Annotated in this window: 17 protein-coding genes and 1 riboswitch; of the genes, 9 read left to right on the forward strand and 8 right to left on the reverse strand. The window is 69.8% G+C overall.

The genetic code is table 11. The features are described 5' to 3' along the window. Nucleotides 1-224 precede the first annotated feature (224 nt). Nucleotides 225-638: a RidA family protein gene (locus tag NQK81_RS42400; protein WP_257485992.1), complete on the reverse strand. Its 414-nt coding sequence runs from the start codon at nucleotides 636-638 to the stop codon at nucleotides 225-227. A 106-nt stretch (nucleotides 639-744) separates the two neighbouring features. Here NQK81_RS42400 and NQK81_RS42405 point away from each other — a divergent pair, with 106 nt between their 5' ends. Next, the gene (locus NQK81_RS42405) at nucleotides 745-1,395 is read left to right on the forward strand and encodes a maleylpyruvate isomerase family mycothiol-dependent enzyme (RefSeq protein ID WP_257485993.1); all 651 of its coding nucleotides are present in this window, start codon (nucleotides 745-747) and stop codon (nucleotides 1,393-1,395) included. Here NQK81_RS42405 and NQK81_RS42410 read toward each other — a convergent pair. Next, nucleotides 1,386-1,715 carry a rhodanese-like domain-containing protein gene (locus NQK81_RS42410; RefSeq protein ID WP_125682618.1) on the reverse strand — a complete coding sequence of 110 codons (330 nt, stop codon included), beginning with the start codon at nucleotides 1,713-1,715 and terminating at the stop codon, nucleotides 1,386-1,388. The two genes, NQK81_RS42405 and NQK81_RS42410, sit on opposite strands and share 10 nt — an antisense overlap. 81 nt (nucleotides 1,716-1,796) lie before the next feature. Here NQK81_RS42410 and NQK81_RS42415 point away from each other — a divergent pair, with 81 nt between their 5' ends. The 4 genes from NQK81_RS42415 (at nucleotide 1,797) to NQK81_RS42430 (ending at nucleotide 6,394) form a co-directional block, all read left to right on the forward strand. Beyond that, nucleotides 1,797-2,372, forward strand: coding sequence for a TetR/AcrR family transcriptional regulator (locus tag NQK81_RS42415; protein WP_126734399.1), 576 nt, complete (start codon nucleotides 1,797-1,799; stop codon nucleotides 2,370-2,372). Between the two features lie 30 nt (nucleotides 2,373-2,402). Further along, nucleotides 2,403-2,789 (forward strand): hypothetical protein, encoded by a 387-nt coding sequence (locus NQK81_RS42420; protein ID WP_257485994.1) that lies wholly within the window; start codon nucleotides 2,403-2,405, stop codon nucleotides 2,787-2,789. Nucleotides 2,790-2,844: 55 nt separating this feature from the next. Further along, nucleotides 2,845-5,115 carry a protein translocase subunit SecD gene (secD, locus tag NQK81_RS42425; RefSeq protein WP_257485995.1) on the forward strand — a complete coding sequence of 757 codons (2,271 nt, stop codon included), beginning with the start codon at nucleotides 2,845-2,847 and terminating at the stop codon, nucleotides 5,113-5,115. A gap of 91 nt (nucleotides 5,116-5,206) precedes the next feature. Continuing rightward, a complete protein-coding gene (locus tag NQK81_RS42430) occupies nucleotides 5,207-6,394 on the forward strand; it encodes a cation:proton antiporter (RefSeq protein WP_257485996.1) in 1,188 nt (395 codons plus the stop codon). Nucleotides 6,395-6,524: 130 nt separating this feature from the next. On the opposite strand, the gene NQK81_RS42435 is transcribed toward NQK81_RS42430, so the two are convergent. Next, the gene (locus tag NQK81_RS42435; protein WP_257485997.1) at nucleotides 6,525-6,839 is read right to left on the reverse strand and encodes a hypothetical protein; all 315 of its coding nucleotides are present in this window, start codon (nucleotides 6,837-6,839) and stop codon (nucleotides 6,525-6,527) included. A gap of 83 nt (nucleotides 6,840-6,922) precedes the next feature. Next, nucleotides 6,923-8,233 (reverse strand): DUF5919 domain-containing protein, encoded by a 1,311-nt coding sequence (locus tag NQK81_RS42440; protein WP_257485998.1) that lies wholly within the window; start codon nucleotides 8,231-8,233, stop codon nucleotides 6,923-6,925. A gap of 161 nt (nucleotides 8,234-8,394) precedes the next feature. Between NQK81_RS42440 and NQK81_RS42445 the strand changes: the two genes are divergently transcribed. Then, nucleotides 8,395-9,378, forward strand: a complete 984-nt coding sequence (locus NQK81_RS42445) for a LysR family transcriptional regulator (protein WP_034316722.1) — start codon at nucleotides 8,395-8,397, stop codon at nucleotides 9,376-9,378. A 134-nt stretch (nucleotides 9,379-9,512) separates the two neighbouring features. Beyond that, nucleotides 9,513-10,838 carry an alpha-lytic protease prodomain-containing protein gene (locus tag NQK81_RS42450; protein ID WP_257485999.1) on the forward strand — a complete coding sequence of 442 codons (1,326 nt, stop codon included), beginning with the start codon at nucleotides 9,513-9,515 and terminating at the stop codon, nucleotides 10,836-10,838. A 195-nt stretch (nucleotides 10,839-11,033) separates the two neighbouring features. Here NQK81_RS42450 and NQK81_RS42455 read toward each other — a convergent pair whose 3' ends face one another. After that, nucleotides 11,034-11,348: a DMT family transporter gene (locus tag NQK81_RS42455; protein ID WP_063277207.1), complete on the reverse strand. Its 315-nt coding sequence runs from the start codon at nucleotides 11,346-11,348 to the stop codon at nucleotides 11,034-11,036. Between the two features lie 11 nt (nucleotides 11,349-11,359). Further along, nucleotides 11,360-11,428: riboswitch (guanidine-III (ykkC-III) riboswitch) on the reverse strand. A gap of 79 nt (nucleotides 11,429-11,507) precedes the next feature. Beyond that, nucleotides 11,508-12,719, reverse strand: a complete 1,212-nt coding sequence (locus NQK81_RS42460; RefSeq protein WP_257486000.1) for an MFS transporter — start codon at nucleotides 12,717-12,719, stop codon at nucleotides 11,508-11,510. Between the two features lie 81 nt (nucleotides 12,720-12,800). Here NQK81_RS42460 and NQK81_RS42465 point away from each other — a divergent pair, with 81 nt between their 5' ends. Then, nucleotides 12,801-13,703, forward strand: coding sequence for a LysR family transcriptional regulator (locus tag NQK81_RS42465; protein ID WP_257486001.1), 903 nt, complete (start codon nucleotides 12,801-12,803; stop codon nucleotides 13,701-13,703). 2 nt (nucleotides 13,704-13,705) lie between these two features. Here NQK81_RS42465 and NQK81_RS42470 read toward each other — a convergent pair whose 3' ends face one another. After that, nucleotides 13,706-14,287: a TetR/AcrR family transcriptional regulator gene (locus tag NQK81_RS42470; protein WP_257486002.1), complete on the reverse strand. Its 582-nt coding sequence runs from the start codon at nucleotides 14,285-14,287 to the stop codon at nucleotides 13,706-13,708. Nucleotides 14,288-14,346: 59 nt separating this feature from the next. On the opposite strand from NQK81_RS42470, the gene NQK81_RS42475 reads away from it, so the two are divergent. Beyond that, nucleotides 14,347-14,892 (forward strand): SRPBCC family protein, encoded by a 546-nt coding sequence (locus tag NQK81_RS42475; protein WP_257486003.1) that lies wholly within the window; start codon nucleotides 14,347-14,349, stop codon nucleotides 14,890-14,892. On the opposite strand, the gene mptB is transcribed toward NQK81_RS42475, so the two are convergent. After that, nucleotides 14,796-16,235, reverse strand: a complete 1,440-nt coding sequence (gene mptB / locus NQK81_RS42480) for a polyprenol phosphomannose-dependent alpha 1,6 mannosyltransferase MptB (protein WP_257486004.1) — start codon at nucleotides 16,233-16,235, stop codon at nucleotides 14,796-14,798. The genes NQK81_RS42475 and mptB overlap by 97 nt on opposite strands. Nucleotides 16,236-16,254 lie beyond the last annotated feature (19 nt).

Here is a 16,254-nt window from a genome sequence, read left to right on the forward strand (position 1 = left end):
TGGGGCTGTTCCTGGTCTGAACAGTCCACAAGGGACGCTGGAGCTCGTCCAATGCCCGATTTGAGCGCTTTGCGCGGGGGGCGTGAGTGGCAATGCTCGTTCTAACCCTCTTTACCACTCACGACCTCAGGTGGAATCGGACACTGTTACCTCAATCGGGCGTTCAGTCTGTGCGAAACAGCAGCGCCGCCGACTCGTTCCCGATGTCACATCGGTAGCGACCGTCAAGCGGTCTTCGGTACCGCGATCAGCGCTTCGACCTCGACGACCAGTTCGGGCTTCGCCAGCGCCGCCACCACGATGAGGGACTGGGCGGGCCAGTCCGCGTCCGGGTACCAGCGGGTGAAGGTCTCGCGCATCGCCGTGCGGAACCCGGCGAGGTGCTCGGTGCCGGAAAGCATGCTGAACACCTTGACCAGGTGTTCCGGGCCGGCGCCCGCCGCTTCGAGGAGCCGCTCGAGGTTGGCGAGCAACGCCCGGGTCTGGGATTCGGCGTCGGGTCCGGCGAGCGCGCCGTCGGGTCCGACGCCGATCTGACCGGACACGACGACCAGTTCGTGATCGGCGGGAACGCGGACCAGATGGCTGTACGGGCCGATCGGCGCCGCCACGGTCTCCGGATTCCAGCGCTGGATCATCGGTGCCCTTCTCTCGTCCGCTGAGGAAAATCGTCTCCAAGGTACCGATGATTCCGCCCCGCGCCGGGAGTCTCACCTTCGACGACGACTACTGGAAGGACTCCGGATGCCGGATTCACGAACGAAGACCGAGGTCTGGCCGCTGATCCACGCCGAGCGGGCGGCACTGGCGGACGACCTGGCGGGGCTCACCGAGGAGCGGTGGAGGACACCGTCGCTCTGCGAGGGGCTGACGGTACGCGAGGTGCTCGCGCATCTGACCTCGGCCGCGAGTCTCACCCCGCTGCGGTGGATGGCGGGCGTGATCCGCTGCCGGTGGGATTTCGACAAGCAGGTCGCCATGCGCCTGGCCGAGCAGCTGGGGGACGACGGCGCCGAGACGCTGGAGCGGTTCCGCGGCGTCGTCACCAGCACGACGAAACCGCCCCTGCCGAAGATGGCGATGCTCGGCGAGACGATCGTGCACGGCGAGGACATCCGCCGTCCTCTCGGGATCCGCCGCGATCACCCGATCGACGTCCTCACCGCGCTGGCCGGGTACTACCGGGGCTCGGACATGGTGGTGGTCGCGAAGGGACGCATCGGTGGGCTCCGGCTGCGAGCCACCGATGGCTCCTTCGACACCGGGGCCGGGCCGCTCGTCTCGGGCACGACCTTGGCGCTGATCATGGCCATGACCGGACGGGCGGCCTACCTCGACGAACTCGACGGCGACGGGGTCCCGGCCCTGCGGAAACGCGTCCTTTCTCAGGACTGAGACTCGAGGGGCAGTCCCGCGCCCGCCCAGTCCTCGATGCCCTCCCGGTACTTGCGGACGTCGGTGTAGCCGAGGGCGGTGAGCCGGTCGGCGACCTGGCCGCTGTTCGGGCAGGCGGGGTTCGAGCAGTAGGTGACGATGGCGGCGCCACGATCGGGCAGCACGGTCGCGGCGTGCGCGTCGACATCGGCGAGAACCAGGGGAACGGCGCCGGGCAGATGCTGCTTGGCGTAGTACTCGCCACCCAGTGCGTCGACCACCGTCACGGTCTTGGCGTCGATCGCGGCCTTGAGTTCGTCACGGGTGATGAGTGCGGTCATGTCGCTACCTCCAGTTAATCGGACTATAGTCCGGATGTGCCTCACGACCATAACGGACCGCAGTCCGCTTCTGCAACCTCGCTGGAACTTCTGCGCACGCCGCCGCCCAAGGAGCGCGCCGACGCGGCGCGCAACCGGGCCGCGATCCTGGACGCGGCGGCGGCGTTGTTCACCGAGCACGGCGTCGAAGCGGTGTCGATGGATCAGGTGGCGGCCGCCGCGGGAGTGGGCAAGGGCACGCTTTTCCGCCGCTTCGGTGACAAGGCAGGATTGGCCGTCGCCTTGCTGGACGCGCGGGAACGCCTGCTCCAGGAAGGGATCCTGCACGGCCCGCCCCCGCTGGGGCCCGGCGCTCCGCCGGTCGAACGGCTCGTGGCCTTCGCCGAGGCGTACGTCGACTACGTGCTCGAACACCTTCCGCTGGTACGGATGTCGGAGACCGCCGCGCCGGGGGCGCGTTATCGCATCGGGGCCTACCGGTTCTGGCACCGGCACGTCGCGATCCTGCTCGACGGCACGCCCGACCCCGAGCACGCCGCGCACGCGCTGCTGGCCCCGCTCGCCGCCGAGCATCTGACCGCGTTGCTGCCGGAGCTGGGGGAGGACCGCGTCCGCGCCGGGATCGCGCGCCTGTGGCGGCTGGCCGGATCCCAGTAGGGTGGCGGCGAGGACCCCGGGAGTGTGTCGATGATGGTGGAGAGCCGGAGGACGGCCGGGCAGGCCGTGCCGGTACTGCTCGCCGCCGTGCTGACCGCGCTCGGCCTGCTCTTCGCGCTCCACTCGGGTGGTTCCGCTTCGGCGGGCGAACCGCGCGGGGCGAACGCGACGATCGACTCCTCGGTCTCCAAGGCCGTCGCGCCGGTGCGCGCCGCGGGCAGGCTCGCCGCCGAACCCGCCCTCCTGGGTGTGCACGGTCACGGTGACCTTCCTCTCTTCGGCACCGTCCCGCACGGTCCGGCGTCCACGACGCTGCTCCGCCTCAGCGAACTCCACGAAGACGTCACCCCTCCCTCGCGCACGGCGAACCGCCTCGCGCTGGGGGATCGCGCTCCTCCTTTCCCGGCAGCCGTCTGACGCTGACGGGCGCGTATTCGCGTGCCCGGACCGGGAAACCACCAAGGAGAACTTCGTGCCGCGCGAAACCGCGCGGCGAGGCATGACCGGGCGAGCCGTCGTCTCGCTGGTCGTCCTCGCCGCGACCGTGTACCTGTTGCTGACCACCGCCCCGAGACTGGGGCTCGATCTGCGTGGTGGCACGCAGATCGTGCTGGAGACCAAGGATTCGCCCACCGTCACCGCCGACGCCGAGACCACCGACCGGACACTCGAAGTGCTGCGACGGCGGGTCGACGCGCTGGGCGTCGCCGAGCCGATGCTGGCCCGTTCCGGCGACAACCGGATCATCGTCGAACTGCCCGGCGTGCGGGATCCGCGCGAGGCCGTCGAGGTGATCGGCCGCACCGCGCAACTGTCCTTCCATCCCGTACTCGCCGCCGCGTCCGGCGACTCCCGCGTCCTCAACGACGAGAGCGGGCAGCCGATCACCCTGGGGCCCGCCGCGCTGACCGGCGAAGGCGTCGACGAGGCGCTCTCGTCGGTCGACTCCCAAGGCGGCGGCTGGCTGGTCTCCGTCGACTTCAAAGGCGACGCCGGCCGTGCCTGGGAGCGGCTGACCGGGCAGGCGGCCTGCTCACCGCCGGGTGATCCGACCCGCCGGGTGGCGATCGCGCTCGACGACAAGGTGATCTCGTCGCCGCAGGTGAGCCCGCAGGTCGCCTGCGGGGTCGGGATCGTCGGCGGGAGCACGCAGATCACCGGGCAGTTCTCGCCGGCCGAAGCCAAGGATCTGGCGCTGCTGATCAACGCGGGCGCACTGCCGACGCCGGTCGAGATCATCGAGCAGCGCACCGTCGGGCCCACGCTCGGTGCCGCCGCGATCGACGCCAGCGCCCGCGCCGCCGTGATCGGCCTGGCGCTGACCGCGCTGTTCCTGCTCGCGGTGTATCGCCTGGCCGGGTTGATCGCCGTGGGCGCGCTGGTGGCGTACGCCGCCGTCTCCTACGCCGCGTTGCTCGCCGTCGGCGCGACGCTGACCTTGCCGGGGCTCGCCGGGTTCGTCCTGGCGATCGGCATGGCCGTCGACGCGACCGTGCTCGTCTTCGAACGGGCGAGAGAGGAACACTCCGTCAAACGGGGAGGTTCACTGCCGCGGTCGGTGGGCCGCGGGTTCAGCGGGGCGTTGTCGGCGATCGTCGATTCGAACGTGACCACTCTGCTCGCGGCGGGCCTGCTGTTCTGGCTGGCGTCCGGCCCGGTGCGCGGATTCGGGGTGACGCTGTCCATCGGCGTCGTCGTGGCGTTGTTCATCTCGCTCGTGCTCACGCGTCTGCTGCTGCACCTCACGATGCGGGGTCCGGTCGCGCGCAGACCGCGGTGGTCCGGGCTCACCCACGAAGGCCGCGTCCGGCGATGGGTGAACCGCCGCGACCCCGGGTTCCTCGGGAAACCGAAACGCTGGCTGATGGTCGCCGGCGCGGTCGTCATCGCCGCGATCGCGGGACTGTTCGTGGCGGGGCCGAACCTCGGCGTCGAATTCACCGGTGGCCGGGTCGTCGAATACAGCACCTCGGCGCCCGCCGACGTCGAACGGGTCCGGGACGCGGTCTCCGACGCCGGATTCCCCCGCGCCGTCGTGCAGACGTCCGGGGAGAAGGACATCTCCGTCCGCACCGAACCGATCGACGAGGACGCCACCGAACGGATCCGGACCGCCGTCGCCGGGGTCGCGGGCGACGCCACCGAGATCCGCGACGAGCAGATCGGCCCGAGCCTCGGTGCCGAGCTGCGCACCAAGGCGATGATCGCCCTCGGCCTCGCGGTGCTGGCGCAGCTGATCTACCTGGCGGTGCGGTTCGACTGGCGGCTCGGCGTGGCCACCGTGGCCGCGCTCGCGCAGGACGTCCTGATCATCCTCGGGATCTTCGCCTGGCTGGGCAAGTCCATGGACGGTGTCTTCCTCGCCGCGCTGCTGACGGTGATCGGCTATTCGGTCAACGACTCGGTGGTGGTCTTCGACCGGGTGCGGGAGGTGCGGGGGCAACGCCGCAAGGAGCCGTTCTCGCGGGTCGTCGGCACGGCGGTCCTGCAGACGCTGCCGCGGACGATCAACACCGGCATCGGGGTGCTGTTCGTCCTCGGGGCGCTGCTGTTCCTCGGGGACGGATCGCTGGCCGACTTCGCGCTCGCGCTCCTGCTCGGTCTCGTCGCGGGCACAGTGTCCACAGTGGCCACTGCCGGTCCCGTCGCGATCCTGCTCGACAAGCGGTGGCCCGGGGCCGGACGTCCGGCCAGGAAGGCGTCGCCCGCGCGACAGCGTGACGACAACGGCGCGGTGGTGTGATCGACGTTCCTTTGTGGACCGTCGCACCCGGCCCGGCCTCTAAACTCGTTCCCGGTGGCAAGGGAGTCCACCGGGAACGAGGGGCGGGAAGATGATCCAGAGCGTGCTCGTCGGCGCGGTCGTCGTGCTGGCCTGGACGATGACGGCGGCCAGGCTGGAGCGGTGGCAGATCACCGCGCCGATGGCGATGGTCGCGGCCGGGCTGGCGATCGGGTTCACCACCCGCAACGATCTCGGCACCGGGCTCAACACCGAGATCGCGCTCAACGCGGCGGAACTGATCCTCGCGTTGCTGCTGTTCGTGGACGCCACCGCGGTCAAGGGCGGCTATCTCGGGCACGACGCCAAGACCGCGGTGCGGCTGCTGCTGATCGCGCTGCCGCTGACGATCCTGATCGTCATGGGGGTAGGCCTCCTGGCGCTGCCGGGCCTCGGCTGGGCGGCGGTCCTGCTGATCGCCTGCATCATCGCCCCGACGGATTTCGCGCCGGCGACTTCGGTGGTGCACGACGTCCGGGTGCCCGAACGCGTGCGGCACCTGCTGAACGTCGAGAGCGGCTACAACGACGGCGTCGTCGCCCCGGTGTTCATCTTCGCGCTCACGCTCGCGGGGAGTCACCACCAGGCGGACACGCCGGGGGAGGCGCTCCAGACCGCGATCCCGGCGGCGTTGCTGGCCGTGCTGGCGGGCTCCGTCATCGGCGCGCTGGCCGCGGTGGCGATGAACGTGACGACCAGGCACGGCTGGTCGACCAGGCACTCCGCGCGGGTCGCGGCCGTCGCCTTGCCGCTGCTGACCTACACCGCGGCCGTCGCGATCGGCGGCAACGGCTTCGTCGCCGCGTTCATCTGCGGGATCGCCTACAAGACCGCCCGGCATCCGAGCGAAGACGAACTCGGGCTCGCCGAGGACGTCAGTTCCTTGTGCGGACTGTTGATGTGGTTCGTCTTCGGCAGTACCGCGGTGCTGGTGCTGTCCTTCGGCCTCACGTGGGGCATCGTGCTCGTCAGCGTAGTCGCGCTGACCGTCGCGCGGCTGATCCCGGTGCTGCTCACCTTGCTGCGGACGGATTTCCGGTGGAAGGACCGGATGACCATCGGCCTGCTGGCCCCCCGCGGCGCGGCGTCGATCGTGTTCGGCCTGCTCGCCTTCAACTCACTGGAAGGGGACGCGGCGGACGTCGCGTTGAGCGTGATGGCGGTGACCGTGCTGCTGAGTGTCGCCGCGCACGGTGTCGGGGCCTCGGCGTTCCTGAACCGCAAGTCGAAGAGGCACTGACCCGCTGTTCAGCCGCTCATCGCCTTGTCGTCCGGCCACGGGTGTCGCGAAAGCCACTTCGAGACATCTGACGTCGCGAAAGTGGCTTTCGCGACGCGCCTCGGCGCATGATGGCGCCGGGTGACCCCGGTCAGCCGCTCATCGCCTTCCTGATCGCCGCCTCCAGCTCCTTCACGTGCTTGGAATCCATGCCGCCGTAGGTGAAGGTGTTCATGTCGACCTTGTCGGCGTACAGCGGAACGTCCTCGACGACGGCCTTGGAAGCGCCTTTCACGTCGAAGACGAGTCTTCCCGGCTTGAACGCCGTCGGCGGGATGTTCGTGATCCCGCTGATCTTCTCGACGGTGAACGTGTGTTTCTTGGTGTTGAGCCCTTTGACGGCGGCCTTGATGGTGACCGTCCGGCCGCTGAAGCTGATGGAACGGCGTCTGGCGTGGATGTACACGAACCCTCCCCTGGGCGCGGAAGAAGGCACTCTACGAGAGTGGAATCGGCCGGGGCGGGCGCCGTTCCCGAACCGTTACCGGCTCAGTTGCCCGCGGTCTCCACGTCGTCCACGGTCAGGTCGTACGGTGCCGCGCTGTTCCACAACGCCTCCGCCTCGCCGGCGAAGGTCCGGTACGCCGCGCCGTCCGCGGGCTGCAGCACGAACTTCGGCTCACCCGCGGCCTGATAGGTGTAGTACTCGGCGAACAGTGCCGAACCGGTGGCGACGACCCCGGTGGCGATGGGATGCGCGACGAGCCGGACCGCGAGGTCGCCGCCGGTCGAGCGTTTCAGTTCGGCCAGCACCCGCAGCGTGTGGAGGACACGCTCCCGCGCGCTTTCCGGGGATCGCACGGCGTAGTAGCGGGAGGCGGCCGTGTCGATCGCGGGAGAATGCGGGTCGATCAGCACGAACCGCATCTTGGCGCCGGCGCGCAACCGCTCTTCGAGCCTGCCGTAACCGTTGTTCACCAGGGTGTTGCGGGCCATCCCGGTGACCAGGAGTTCGTTCGTGCCGTCGATCGCCTCGGCGAGCGCGGGGCCGAAGTCCTCGCTGAACGCGGGACGGCGCGCCCGGGCGATCCGGTCCGCGGGGGACAGCGGCCAGGGCGTGCCGTCCTCCCACAGCCGTTCCGCCTCGTCGGCGAAGTGCCGGTACCAGGGCGCGTCCTTCGGTTCCACCGTGAACACCGGCGCGGCTTCACCGGTCGGCCGGTATTCGTAGTGCTGGACGCAGATCAGCCCGCGTTTGCCCGATACGTCGAGACAGTTGAAGCCCGCGGACGAGATCCGCGACGACACCCGGATCTCCAGTCTGCCACCGGTCCTGCTCTTCAAGGAGGTCAACTCGTCCAGCGTCGCCAGGATCCGCTGCCGGAGCCGCCCTTGGCCGAGACTCTGGGAGATCCGGCGATCGGCGATGGCGACGAGCTCTTCGTCGGTCGGATCCAGCACCAGCACCCGGATCCGTCCGCCCGATTCGAGGATCGACCGGATGTCACCGCGCATACCCTGCACGGTCCTGGTCATCGAATGGCCGATGAGCAGGATGTCGAACGCCGCCGCACGCCGGGAGATGAGATCCGCGGGGAATTCCGGTTCGAAGAACGACGCCGGGCCGCCCCGGTTGGCGTCCCGGACCTGTTCGGTCAGCCGTCGTGAACGGATCTGGGAGAAGGCGAGCAGGGCGAGCAGCGCCGTCACCACGGACGAAAGCGTTTTGACGTCCGAGATCCCGGTCGCGCCGAGGACGGTGAACGCCAGTGCGACGGTGCCCAGTACGTACAGATCCAGGTTGTCGTCGGTGATCACGCGCGCCAGCGCCCGCCTGATCCGTCCACGCTCGCCCGCCACTGAACTCCCCTCGCCGCCGGTTCCGTGGTGACAGTATCGGCCGGAGCACTGGCGTGTCCGGGATTCCTGACATCGATGGCATCGCCGAACCAAGCGATACGAAGCCATTTGGCTCAATCGTTTGTCTGGTCCAGTCCAGTTATGTCTACTAACGTAGAGGGATGGAGCTGGAACTGCGCCACCTGCGCATCATGTGCGCGATCGCCGAACTCGGGAGTATCACCAAGGCGGCGAACACGCTCGGAATGGCGCAGCCGGCACTGACAGCACAACTGAAGCGCATCGAGCGGACCCTCGGCGGGAAGCTGTTCCTGCGCGACCACACGGGCACCCGGCCGACCGCGCTCGGCCTCCTCGTCCTCGACAGGGCGAAGATGGTGCTCCCCGCCGTGTCGTCGCTGCACGACGAGGCGGCACGGCTCGCCCAGCACGCCGGTACCGGCGAGCCGGTGACCCTGCGGCTCGGTTCGGCGACGGGGCCGATGCTCGGGGCGCTCCTGCAGCGTCTCGGCACCACCCATCCCGACATCCATGTCGCCACGCATACGTCGTGGTCGGCCAACAAACTCGCGGACATGACCGCCGAGGGCGCGCTGGACTTCGCCTTCGTCGGCGTCTGCGGTGACGCCGCGCCACCACCGGAGCCCGGCCTCCGCTGGCGGACGCTCGCGCATCATCCGGTGTTCGTGCTGATGTCGGCGCGGGACGAGCGCGCGCAGCGGCCCGAGGTCGAACTCGGCGCGCTCGCGAACGAACGGTGGTGCGCGACGCCGGGTGACGGCTGTTTCGGCGACTGTTTCGCCTCCGCGTGCGCCAGATCGGGGTTCACGCCGCGTTCGTTGTACGAAACCGACGTGCTGACCTGCATCGAGATGGTCGAATCGGGACACGCGGTTGTGCTGTGCCAGCCGTTGTTCCATGAGATCCCCGGTATCGTCGCGGTCCCGATCGCGGGGAATCCGCTGAGCTGGCGGAATCTCGTCGGCTGGTCGGAGCGGGGGGAGATGGGCCCCTTCGCCGCGGAGATGATCGCCCTGTCCCGCGCGGTGTACGGCGAGCTGATCGACCGGCGGCCGACCTACTCGAAGTACCTGGAGTTGAACCCGGGGTACGGCGTGGACTACACGGACGCGGGGATGCGCTGACCTGCGCGGAAGCGGTCGAAAGGTCCAGTCCACTGGGGTGGATATGACCTAAATGGTATGTACCATTCATGGCGGGTGCCTCGTACGGTCTGGAACGAGATCTTCTTCCGGAACGCGGTGAGGAAACGCCTGAAATGAACCGAAAGATCGTAGCGGCCGCCGCGGCGGCCCTGACCGGCGCGGGCCTGGTCACGGCCATCGCGCTGACGCCGAGCGCCAGCGCGGGCCAGCACGTGCCTGCCGCCGACCAGGTCCAGTCGGAGATCGTCGCCGCACTGGCGCGCGACCTGAAGATCAGCCCGGATCAGGCAAGGACCCGCCTCGCCACCGAGCAGAAAGCCGCTCGCGCCGACAGCGACCTCAAGTCGCGGCTCGGCTCGTCCTACGCCGGATCCTGGCTCGACGCGGCCGGGAGCACGTTGACCGTCGCGGTCACCGACGCGGCGCTGGAGGGTGTCGTCCGTGCGGCCGGCGCGACCCCGAAGACGGTCGCGCGGAGCGCCGCGCAACTCGACGCGGCGAAGTTGTCGTTGGACACCAAGGGAACCAGCGCGCCGAAGACCGTGCCCGGCTGGTACGTCGACGCCACCACGAACTCCGTCGTGGTGCTGGCCAACGCCGGTGGCGAGGCGGCCGCGAAGTCGTGGGCGACCGCGGCGGGCGTGGGCGCCGACGCCGTGCGGGTCGAGACCAGCACCGAAAGCCCGGTCCCGCTGATCGACGTCATCGGCGGCAACGCCTACACCTTCGGTTCGGGACGGTGCTCGATCGGCTTCTCGGTCGAGGGCGGCTTCGTGACCGCAGGACACTGTGGGACCACGGGGACGCGGACGTCGAACCCGAGCGGGAGCGTCGCGGGCTCCAGTTTCCCCGGAAACGACTACGGGTGGGTCCGCGTGGACGCGGGCAACACCCCGCGTCCGCTGGTGAACCGCTACCCGGGCACCGTGCCCGTGGCGGGTTCGCAGGAGGCCGCGATCGGCGCTTCGGTCTGCCGTTCCGGTTCCACGACGGGCTGGCACTGCGGCACCATCCAGCAGAAGAACGCCTCGGTGAACTACCCGCAGGGCACCGTTTCCGGTCTCACCCGGACCAACGCCTGCGCCGAACCGGGCGACTCCGGCGGTTCGTGGCTCGCGGGCGACCAGGCGCAGGGCGTCACCTCCGGTGGCTCCGGCAACTGCAGCTCGGGCGGCACGTTCTACTTCCAGCCGATCTCGGAGATCCTGAGCGTCTACAACCTGCGCCTGGTGACCTCGGGTTCGAACCCGCCCTCCAGCACGACGCCGACCACCACGACGTCGAACAACCCGCCCGGCGGAACCTGGGCGGCGGGCACCACCTACGCCGTCGGCGCGACGGTCACCTACGGCGGTGCCACTTACCGGGCCCTGCAGGGCCACACAGCACAGGCAGGTTGGGAGCCGCCGAACGTCCCAGCGCTTTGGGCGCGCGCCTGACCGCCTAGCCGTCCGGGCCACACGCAGGGGTGCGCCCGGACCGACCGCCCCCGACGTCGTCCGTGCGTCGGGGGCGGTCCCCCTTCACGGCGTAACTCGCGTGTTTGAAGGCGTAACTCGCGTGATCAGACACGCAACACCCGAGTTACGCCTTCAAGCACGCGAGTTACGTGTCCGATCACGTGAGTTACGGGGTCAGTGCAGGACTTTCAGGCCCACCACGCAGGCCACGATCCCCACGATCAGCAGGATCCGGGCCACCGAAACGGTTTCCGCGCCGGACCACATGCCGTACGCGACGGTGAGCGAAGCCCCGATCCCGACCCAGACGGCGTAGGCGGTGCCGACGGGGAGATCCTTCATCGCGTACGCGAGACCCACCATGCTGGCGACCAGCGTCACGCCGAAGATCACCGACGGTACGGGCCGGGACAGGCCTTCGGATTTGCCGAGGGCGGTGGCCCACACGGCTTCCAGTACACCCGAAACGATCAGGACAAGCCACGACATGACGCGCTCCCAGAGCGCCGTCTTGTCGCTGGCCGGGTACGGCACCCACTCGTCCGGGGACCTCGATCACGAGGTTCCACGACCAGGATGGCACACCACCCGCGCGGACCGCTCGCCGGTTTGACGAGGGTCACCACGCGGGCGCGCCATTGTGGACGGTCAGCCCAGCACCTTGGGCGCCGACCAGGTGAGCAAACCCAGTTCCAGCACCGAGAATCCGATCAGCGCCCATGCGCTCGGCAGCCAGATCAGCGCGATCCCGACGAGCAGGACGGGCAGGACCAGCCCGGCGTAGGCGGCCAGGAACAGGGCGGCGAGGACCTCACCGCGCACCGGCGGTTCGGCGAGGGCGGCGACGGTGGCCACCGAGGCGCGGAAGCCCAGCCCGACGCCGGCACCCGCCACGATCCCACCCGCGACGAAGAGCCACAGCTGGGACGTCGTCACCGCGATCGGCAGCGCCACCAGCCCGCTCACCATCAGCCCGAGGCCGAGCTGTAGCTGGGTTTTCCTGGCCAGACCGGCGAAAAGCACCTGCGCCCCGGCCGCCGCGAGGAACACGGAGAACGACGCGAGACCGGCCAGCATCCGCGAGCTCTCGTGCATGCCTTGCGCCAGCAGTGTCGGCGTCAGCGCCATGAACAGGCCCGTGATCGCGAACGCCGCGAAGGCGCCGATCGCCGCACCGAAGAAGGCGGGCCGTGCGCTCGACGGCAGTGAGACGCGCTGCGGCCGATAGGCGGGCCGTTCTTCGGCGCGCTCCACGGTTTCCGGCACGAGCGCGACGGCGATGGCCGCGGCGAGCAGCAGGACCAGGAAGAACACGAACGGAGTGGTGAGCGGCTCGGCCGAATAGCTCGCGAACACGCCACCGAACAGCGGTCCGAGCGCCAGCCCGCCCATGTTGACGACGGTCGCGATCAGTCCCGCGCGGCCATGGTCCTCCCGGGGCCGGGCGACGGCGCGGAGTTCGGACAGGTGCGCGGTGGCGGTCGCGGTCAGCGCGCCGATGCCCGCGCCGCCGACGAGCCTGGCCAGGATCAACCCGGGAACATCCGGCCACGCCAGGAAAAGCGTCGCGGAAAGCGCCTGGGTCAAGGTCGCGGCGAGGATCACCCGCCGTCGGCCCAGCCAGTCGCTGACGTGGCCGGCGAGATACAGGCTGCCCATCACGCCGACGGCGTACGCCGCGAAGACGATGGTCACGACGTAGGTCGGGAAGCCATCGCGCTGCTGGTAGAGGACGTAGAGCGGGGTGGGGACGGTGGAAAAGGCGAGTGAGGCGGCGTAGGCCGCCGCGATGACCCAGAAACCGCGACCGTGGCTGATCCGCCGGAACGCGGGACGGGGAAGGGCGACGCTGTTCAGCATGTCTCCACTGTGAATCTTCGGATCATCCAAGTCCAACGAACAATCCTGGTCACAGTTATCGATGAATGCGATAATGATGCTGTGGAGACCCGCCAGCTCGAATGCTTCGTCGCCGTCGCCGAGGAGCTCAGCTTCACTCGCGCCGCTCAGCGGTTGTACGCGGTGCAGTCCACCGTCTCGGCGACGATCCAGGCCCTCGAAAGCGAACTGGGGGTCAAGCTGTTCGATCGGTCCACGCGAAGGGTCGAGCTCTCCCCGGCGGGCAAGGTGTTCCTGCCCGAGGCGAAGGCCGCGCTGGAGGCCTTCGACAGGGCACGCGAGGTGGTCACCGATGCCTCCGCCGGCCTGCGGGGCAGCCTTCGCATCGGCACCCTGACCAGCGTCGGCGATCTCGACCTGCCCGATCTGCTCGGCGCGTTCCACCGCCGCTATCCGCTGGTCGACCTGCGTGTTTCGGTGTCGATCACCGGATCGACCGGGCTGGCCGAGGACCTGCGTCAGGGCAGGCTCGACGTCGCCCTCCTCGGCTTGCCCGAATCCGATCTCGCGGGGCTCGAAGCCAAACTGCTCGGTTCGGCGCCGTTCGTCGCCGTGCTGCCCGACGGCCACCGGCTGAGCGGACGGCGTTCGCTGACGTTGGCCGACCTCGCGGGCGAGTCGTTCGTGGACAATCCCCGCGGCTTCGGCAACCGGGTGGCCCTGGACCGCGCTTTCGAGTCGCTCGGGGCGCCGCGGCGGGTCATCGTCGAGGTCGCCGACCTGCGCGCCGTGCCGTCCTATGTCGCGGCGGGGCTCGGCGTCGCGGTCGTGCCCGATCTCAAGCTGCTCGCGGAGGTCCGGACGATCCCGCTCGACGAGCCCGGCCTCACCTGGCCGTTGACCATCGCCACCAGGGGAGAGCGGCCGCCGAGCCGCGCCGCCCGGCTGCTGCTCGATCTGGTCGACGGCGGAGAGTTCTCCTTCGTGATCCCCAGCCGGGCCTGAGCTCAGCCCGCCAACAGCGTGCGCGTGGTCCTGGCCACCAGGTCGACGGTGCGCGGCGGTGGCGCCTCGCCGCGGTCGAGATGCCGCCGCACCGCCGCGTAGGGAAGGTCGACCAGCGCCAGCATCAGCTCGTCCGTGCTCCGGCCGGTCAGCGGGCGCAGCCGTCGCAGGACCTTGGCGATCGCCGCGTCGAGGCGGCGGTTGGCCTCGTCGACGCGTGCGCGGTCTTCTGCGCTCCAGTCGTCGACGCCGAGCGCCCGGTCACCGCCATAGAGCAGCTTCCCCTCGGCGGGATGGGCGCGGCACCAGCGGACGACCTGCGCGGCCGCCTCGACGGCGGCTTCGGTGACGGGTTCCTGTTCGAGTGCTTCGAGGTACCCCTGCTGGAAGCGGGTCACCGTGCGGAGCCAGACGGCGGCGAGCAGCGCCGGGCGTCCGGGGAAGCGGTGGTAGATCGACCCGCTCGGCGCGCCGACCTCGCGGGCGACGGCCGACATGGTCACCCCGGCGGCCCCTTCGGTGGCGAAGATCCGCACGGCGGCGTCGAGGAAGTCGTCGGCGGTGTGCCGCGGTGGCCGTCCCATTTTCAGAGACTATCCTCTACTATGGTTTTAGGGGAAGGTCTCTAGAACTGGGAGGCGCGATGCGCGTGTGGAACAGGCATCACCGGATCGTCGACGTGGCACAGGAACGTGCCGGCGCGCTGATCGACACTCTGTCCACGGACGGGGACAGGCTCTGGCCCGTCGAGGAGTGGCCGCCGTTGCGGTTCGACCGGCCACTCGGGGTCGGCGCCGACGGCGGGCACGGACCGGTGCGGTACCACGTGGAGTCCTACGAGCCGGGAAGGTCCGTGCGGTTCAGGTTCACCGCGCCCCGCGGCTTCGACGGGTTCCACGAATTCACCCTGCGGTCGACGGAAACCGGGGGGACCGAACTCGCGCACCTCATGGTGCTGCGGCTTCGGCACCCGGCCTGGCTCACCTACCCGCTGTTGTGGCGGCCGATGCACGACGCGCTGCTGGAAGACTGCCTCGACCGTGCCGAGCGTGAGCTCACCGGCACGGTCGGGAAGCCCGCGCGATGGAGCCTTTACGTCCGATTCTTGCGGAGGCTGATCTCCGGCAAGAGGCCCTTTCGCTTGAGCAGGAACAAAGTGCCGCCGATGAGCACGACGGCGATCAGGTAGCCCAGCGCCAACGACACGGCGCCGCCGTTCGCGGGCGGGAGCAGCACCCCGAACACCGCGCTGACGACGGCGAGGATCCAGCGCCCGCGGTCGGTCGTCAGGCTCACGGCCAGGAGGGCGACCGTCCACAAGAGATACCAGGGCTGGACGACGGGCCCGAGGACCAGCATCGCGGCGAAGGTCAAGCCCGCGCCGTAGAGGGGGTGCAGCTTCTCGCGGTAGGTGAGCCACAACAGCCTGGCGCCCACGGCGAGACCGAGGATCGCGCCGATCAGCGAGAACACCTCGATCGCGCTGTCGGTCAGGTCTGCCCCGAAGATCTTGCCGATCCCGCCGACGAGGAAACCGAGTTCGTTGGTGGGGGCCATCCAGCTGTGCACCTGGCCGGAAACGCCGGACAGCACGCGCACCCAGCCGAAGCCGAGCCCGCTGCCGAGCGAGATCGCCGCGGTGACGGCGGCGAAACCGGCGGGCAGCCCGAGCGCGACCGCCACCCGGCCGGCGGGCGTCGCGCGGCGGAACAGGCCGACGCCGACGAACAGCAGACCGGCGACGGCCACGATCTTGATGTTCGCGGCCGCGCTCACCGCGATCACGCCGGCCGCGATCAGTGCGGGCCGGGCCGCGCCGGTCTTCGCCGCGCCCATGAGGACGAGTTCCAGCCCGGCGACCATCAGCCCGACCATGAGGCCGTCGTTGTGCACGCCCGCCACGACGTGCCACAGCACGAGCGGGTTGAGCAGGGCCAGCCACAGCGCGATCGACGGCGAGACCCCGACGCGGCGGGCGAGCCGGGGGAGCGCCCACGCCATGAGCACGATCCCGATCAGCCCGAGCAACCGGTGCAGCAGCACCGTCGGCACGAAGGCGTCTCCCGCGACCTGGGCGATCGTGCGGGCCAGCGCGACGAACGCGGGACCGTACGGCGCGGGCGTGTCCCGCCAGTAGTGGCTGACCGCCATCGTCACCGGCGAATCGGCGCCGAGCGCCTCGGCGGGCCCCACCAGATAGGTGTCGAATCCCTTGGCCGCGATCAGGCCCTGTGCCAGATAACTGTTGACGTCGCCGCTGAACAGCGGGCGCGCGACCAGCAGCGGCGCGCACCACGACACCGCGATCCAGTACAGCCGCCGCTCCGGCAGCCCGGCGGCGAGCCGCCCGATACCGAGCCAGGAGAGCACGAGGGTGGCCATCCCGGCGACACCCAGCGCCACCACCAGCACCGAAGGGAGGCCGATCCCGGACGTGACCAGCACCAGTACGGCGATTCCGAGGAAACCCGCCCAGTGCAACGCCGAGATGTTCAGCCCGGTCTTCTCCGGCGCGGGCAAGACGTTCTGCATGCGGCCAAACTACTCCAAG

The organism is Amycolatopsis roodepoortensis (genome assembly GCF_024628825.1).
GTDB lineage: Bacteria > Actinomycetota > Actinomycetes > Mycobacteriales > Pseudonocardiaceae > Amycolatopsis > Amycolatopsis roodepoortensis.

Excerpts from the sequence above, each read along its gene's own strand:
- NQK81_RS42475 (WP_257486003.1), top strand. The coding sequence starts at position 14,347 with ATGCGCGTGTGGAACAGGCATCACCGGATCGTCGACGTGGCACAGGAA.
- NQK81_RS42400 (WP_257485992.1), bottom strand. The coding sequence starts at position 638 with ATGATCCAGCGCTGGAATCCGGAGACCGTGGCGGCGCCGATCGGCCCG.
- NQK81_RS42420 (WP_257485994.1), top strand. The coding sequence starts at position 2,403 with ATGATGGTGGAGAGCCGGAGGACGGCCGGGCAGGCCGTGCCGGTACTG.
- NQK81_RS42455 (WP_063277207.1), bottom strand. The coding sequence starts at position 11,348 with ATGTCGTGGCTTGTCCTGATCGTTTCGGGTGTACTGGAAGCCGTGTGG.
- NQK81_RS42445 (WP_034316722.1), top strand. The coding sequence starts at position 8,395 with ATGGAGCTGGAACTGCGCCACCTGCGCATCATGTGCGCGATCGCCGAA.
- NQK81_RS42430 (WP_257485996.1), top strand. The coding sequence starts at position 5,207 with ATGATCCAGAGCGTGCTCGTCGGCGCGGTCGTCGTGCTGGCCTGGACG.
- NQK81_RS42405 (WP_257485993.1), top strand. The coding sequence starts at position 745 with ATGCCGGATTCACGAACGAAGACCGAGGTCTGGCCGCTGATCCACGCC.
- mptB (WP_257486004.1), bottom strand. The coding sequence starts at position 16,235 with ATGCAGAACGTCTTGCCCGCGCCGGAGAAGACCGGGCTGAACATCTCG.
- NQK81_RS42460 (WP_257486000.1), bottom strand. The coding sequence starts at position 12,719 with ATGCTGAACAGCGTCGCCCTTCCCCGTCCCGCGTTCCGGCGGATCAGC.
- NQK81_RS42470 (WP_257486002.1), bottom strand. The coding sequence starts at position 14,287 with ATGGGACGGCCACCGCGGCACACCGCCGACGACTTCCTCGACGCCGCC.
- NQK81_RS42410 (WP_125682618.1), bottom strand. The coding sequence starts at position 1,715 with ATGACCGCACTCATCACCCGTGACGAACTCAAGGCCGCGATCGACGCC.
- NQK81_RS42450 (WP_257485999.1), top strand. The coding sequence starts at position 9,513 with ATGAACCGAAAGATCGTAGCGGCCGCCGCGGCGGCCCTGACCGGCGCG.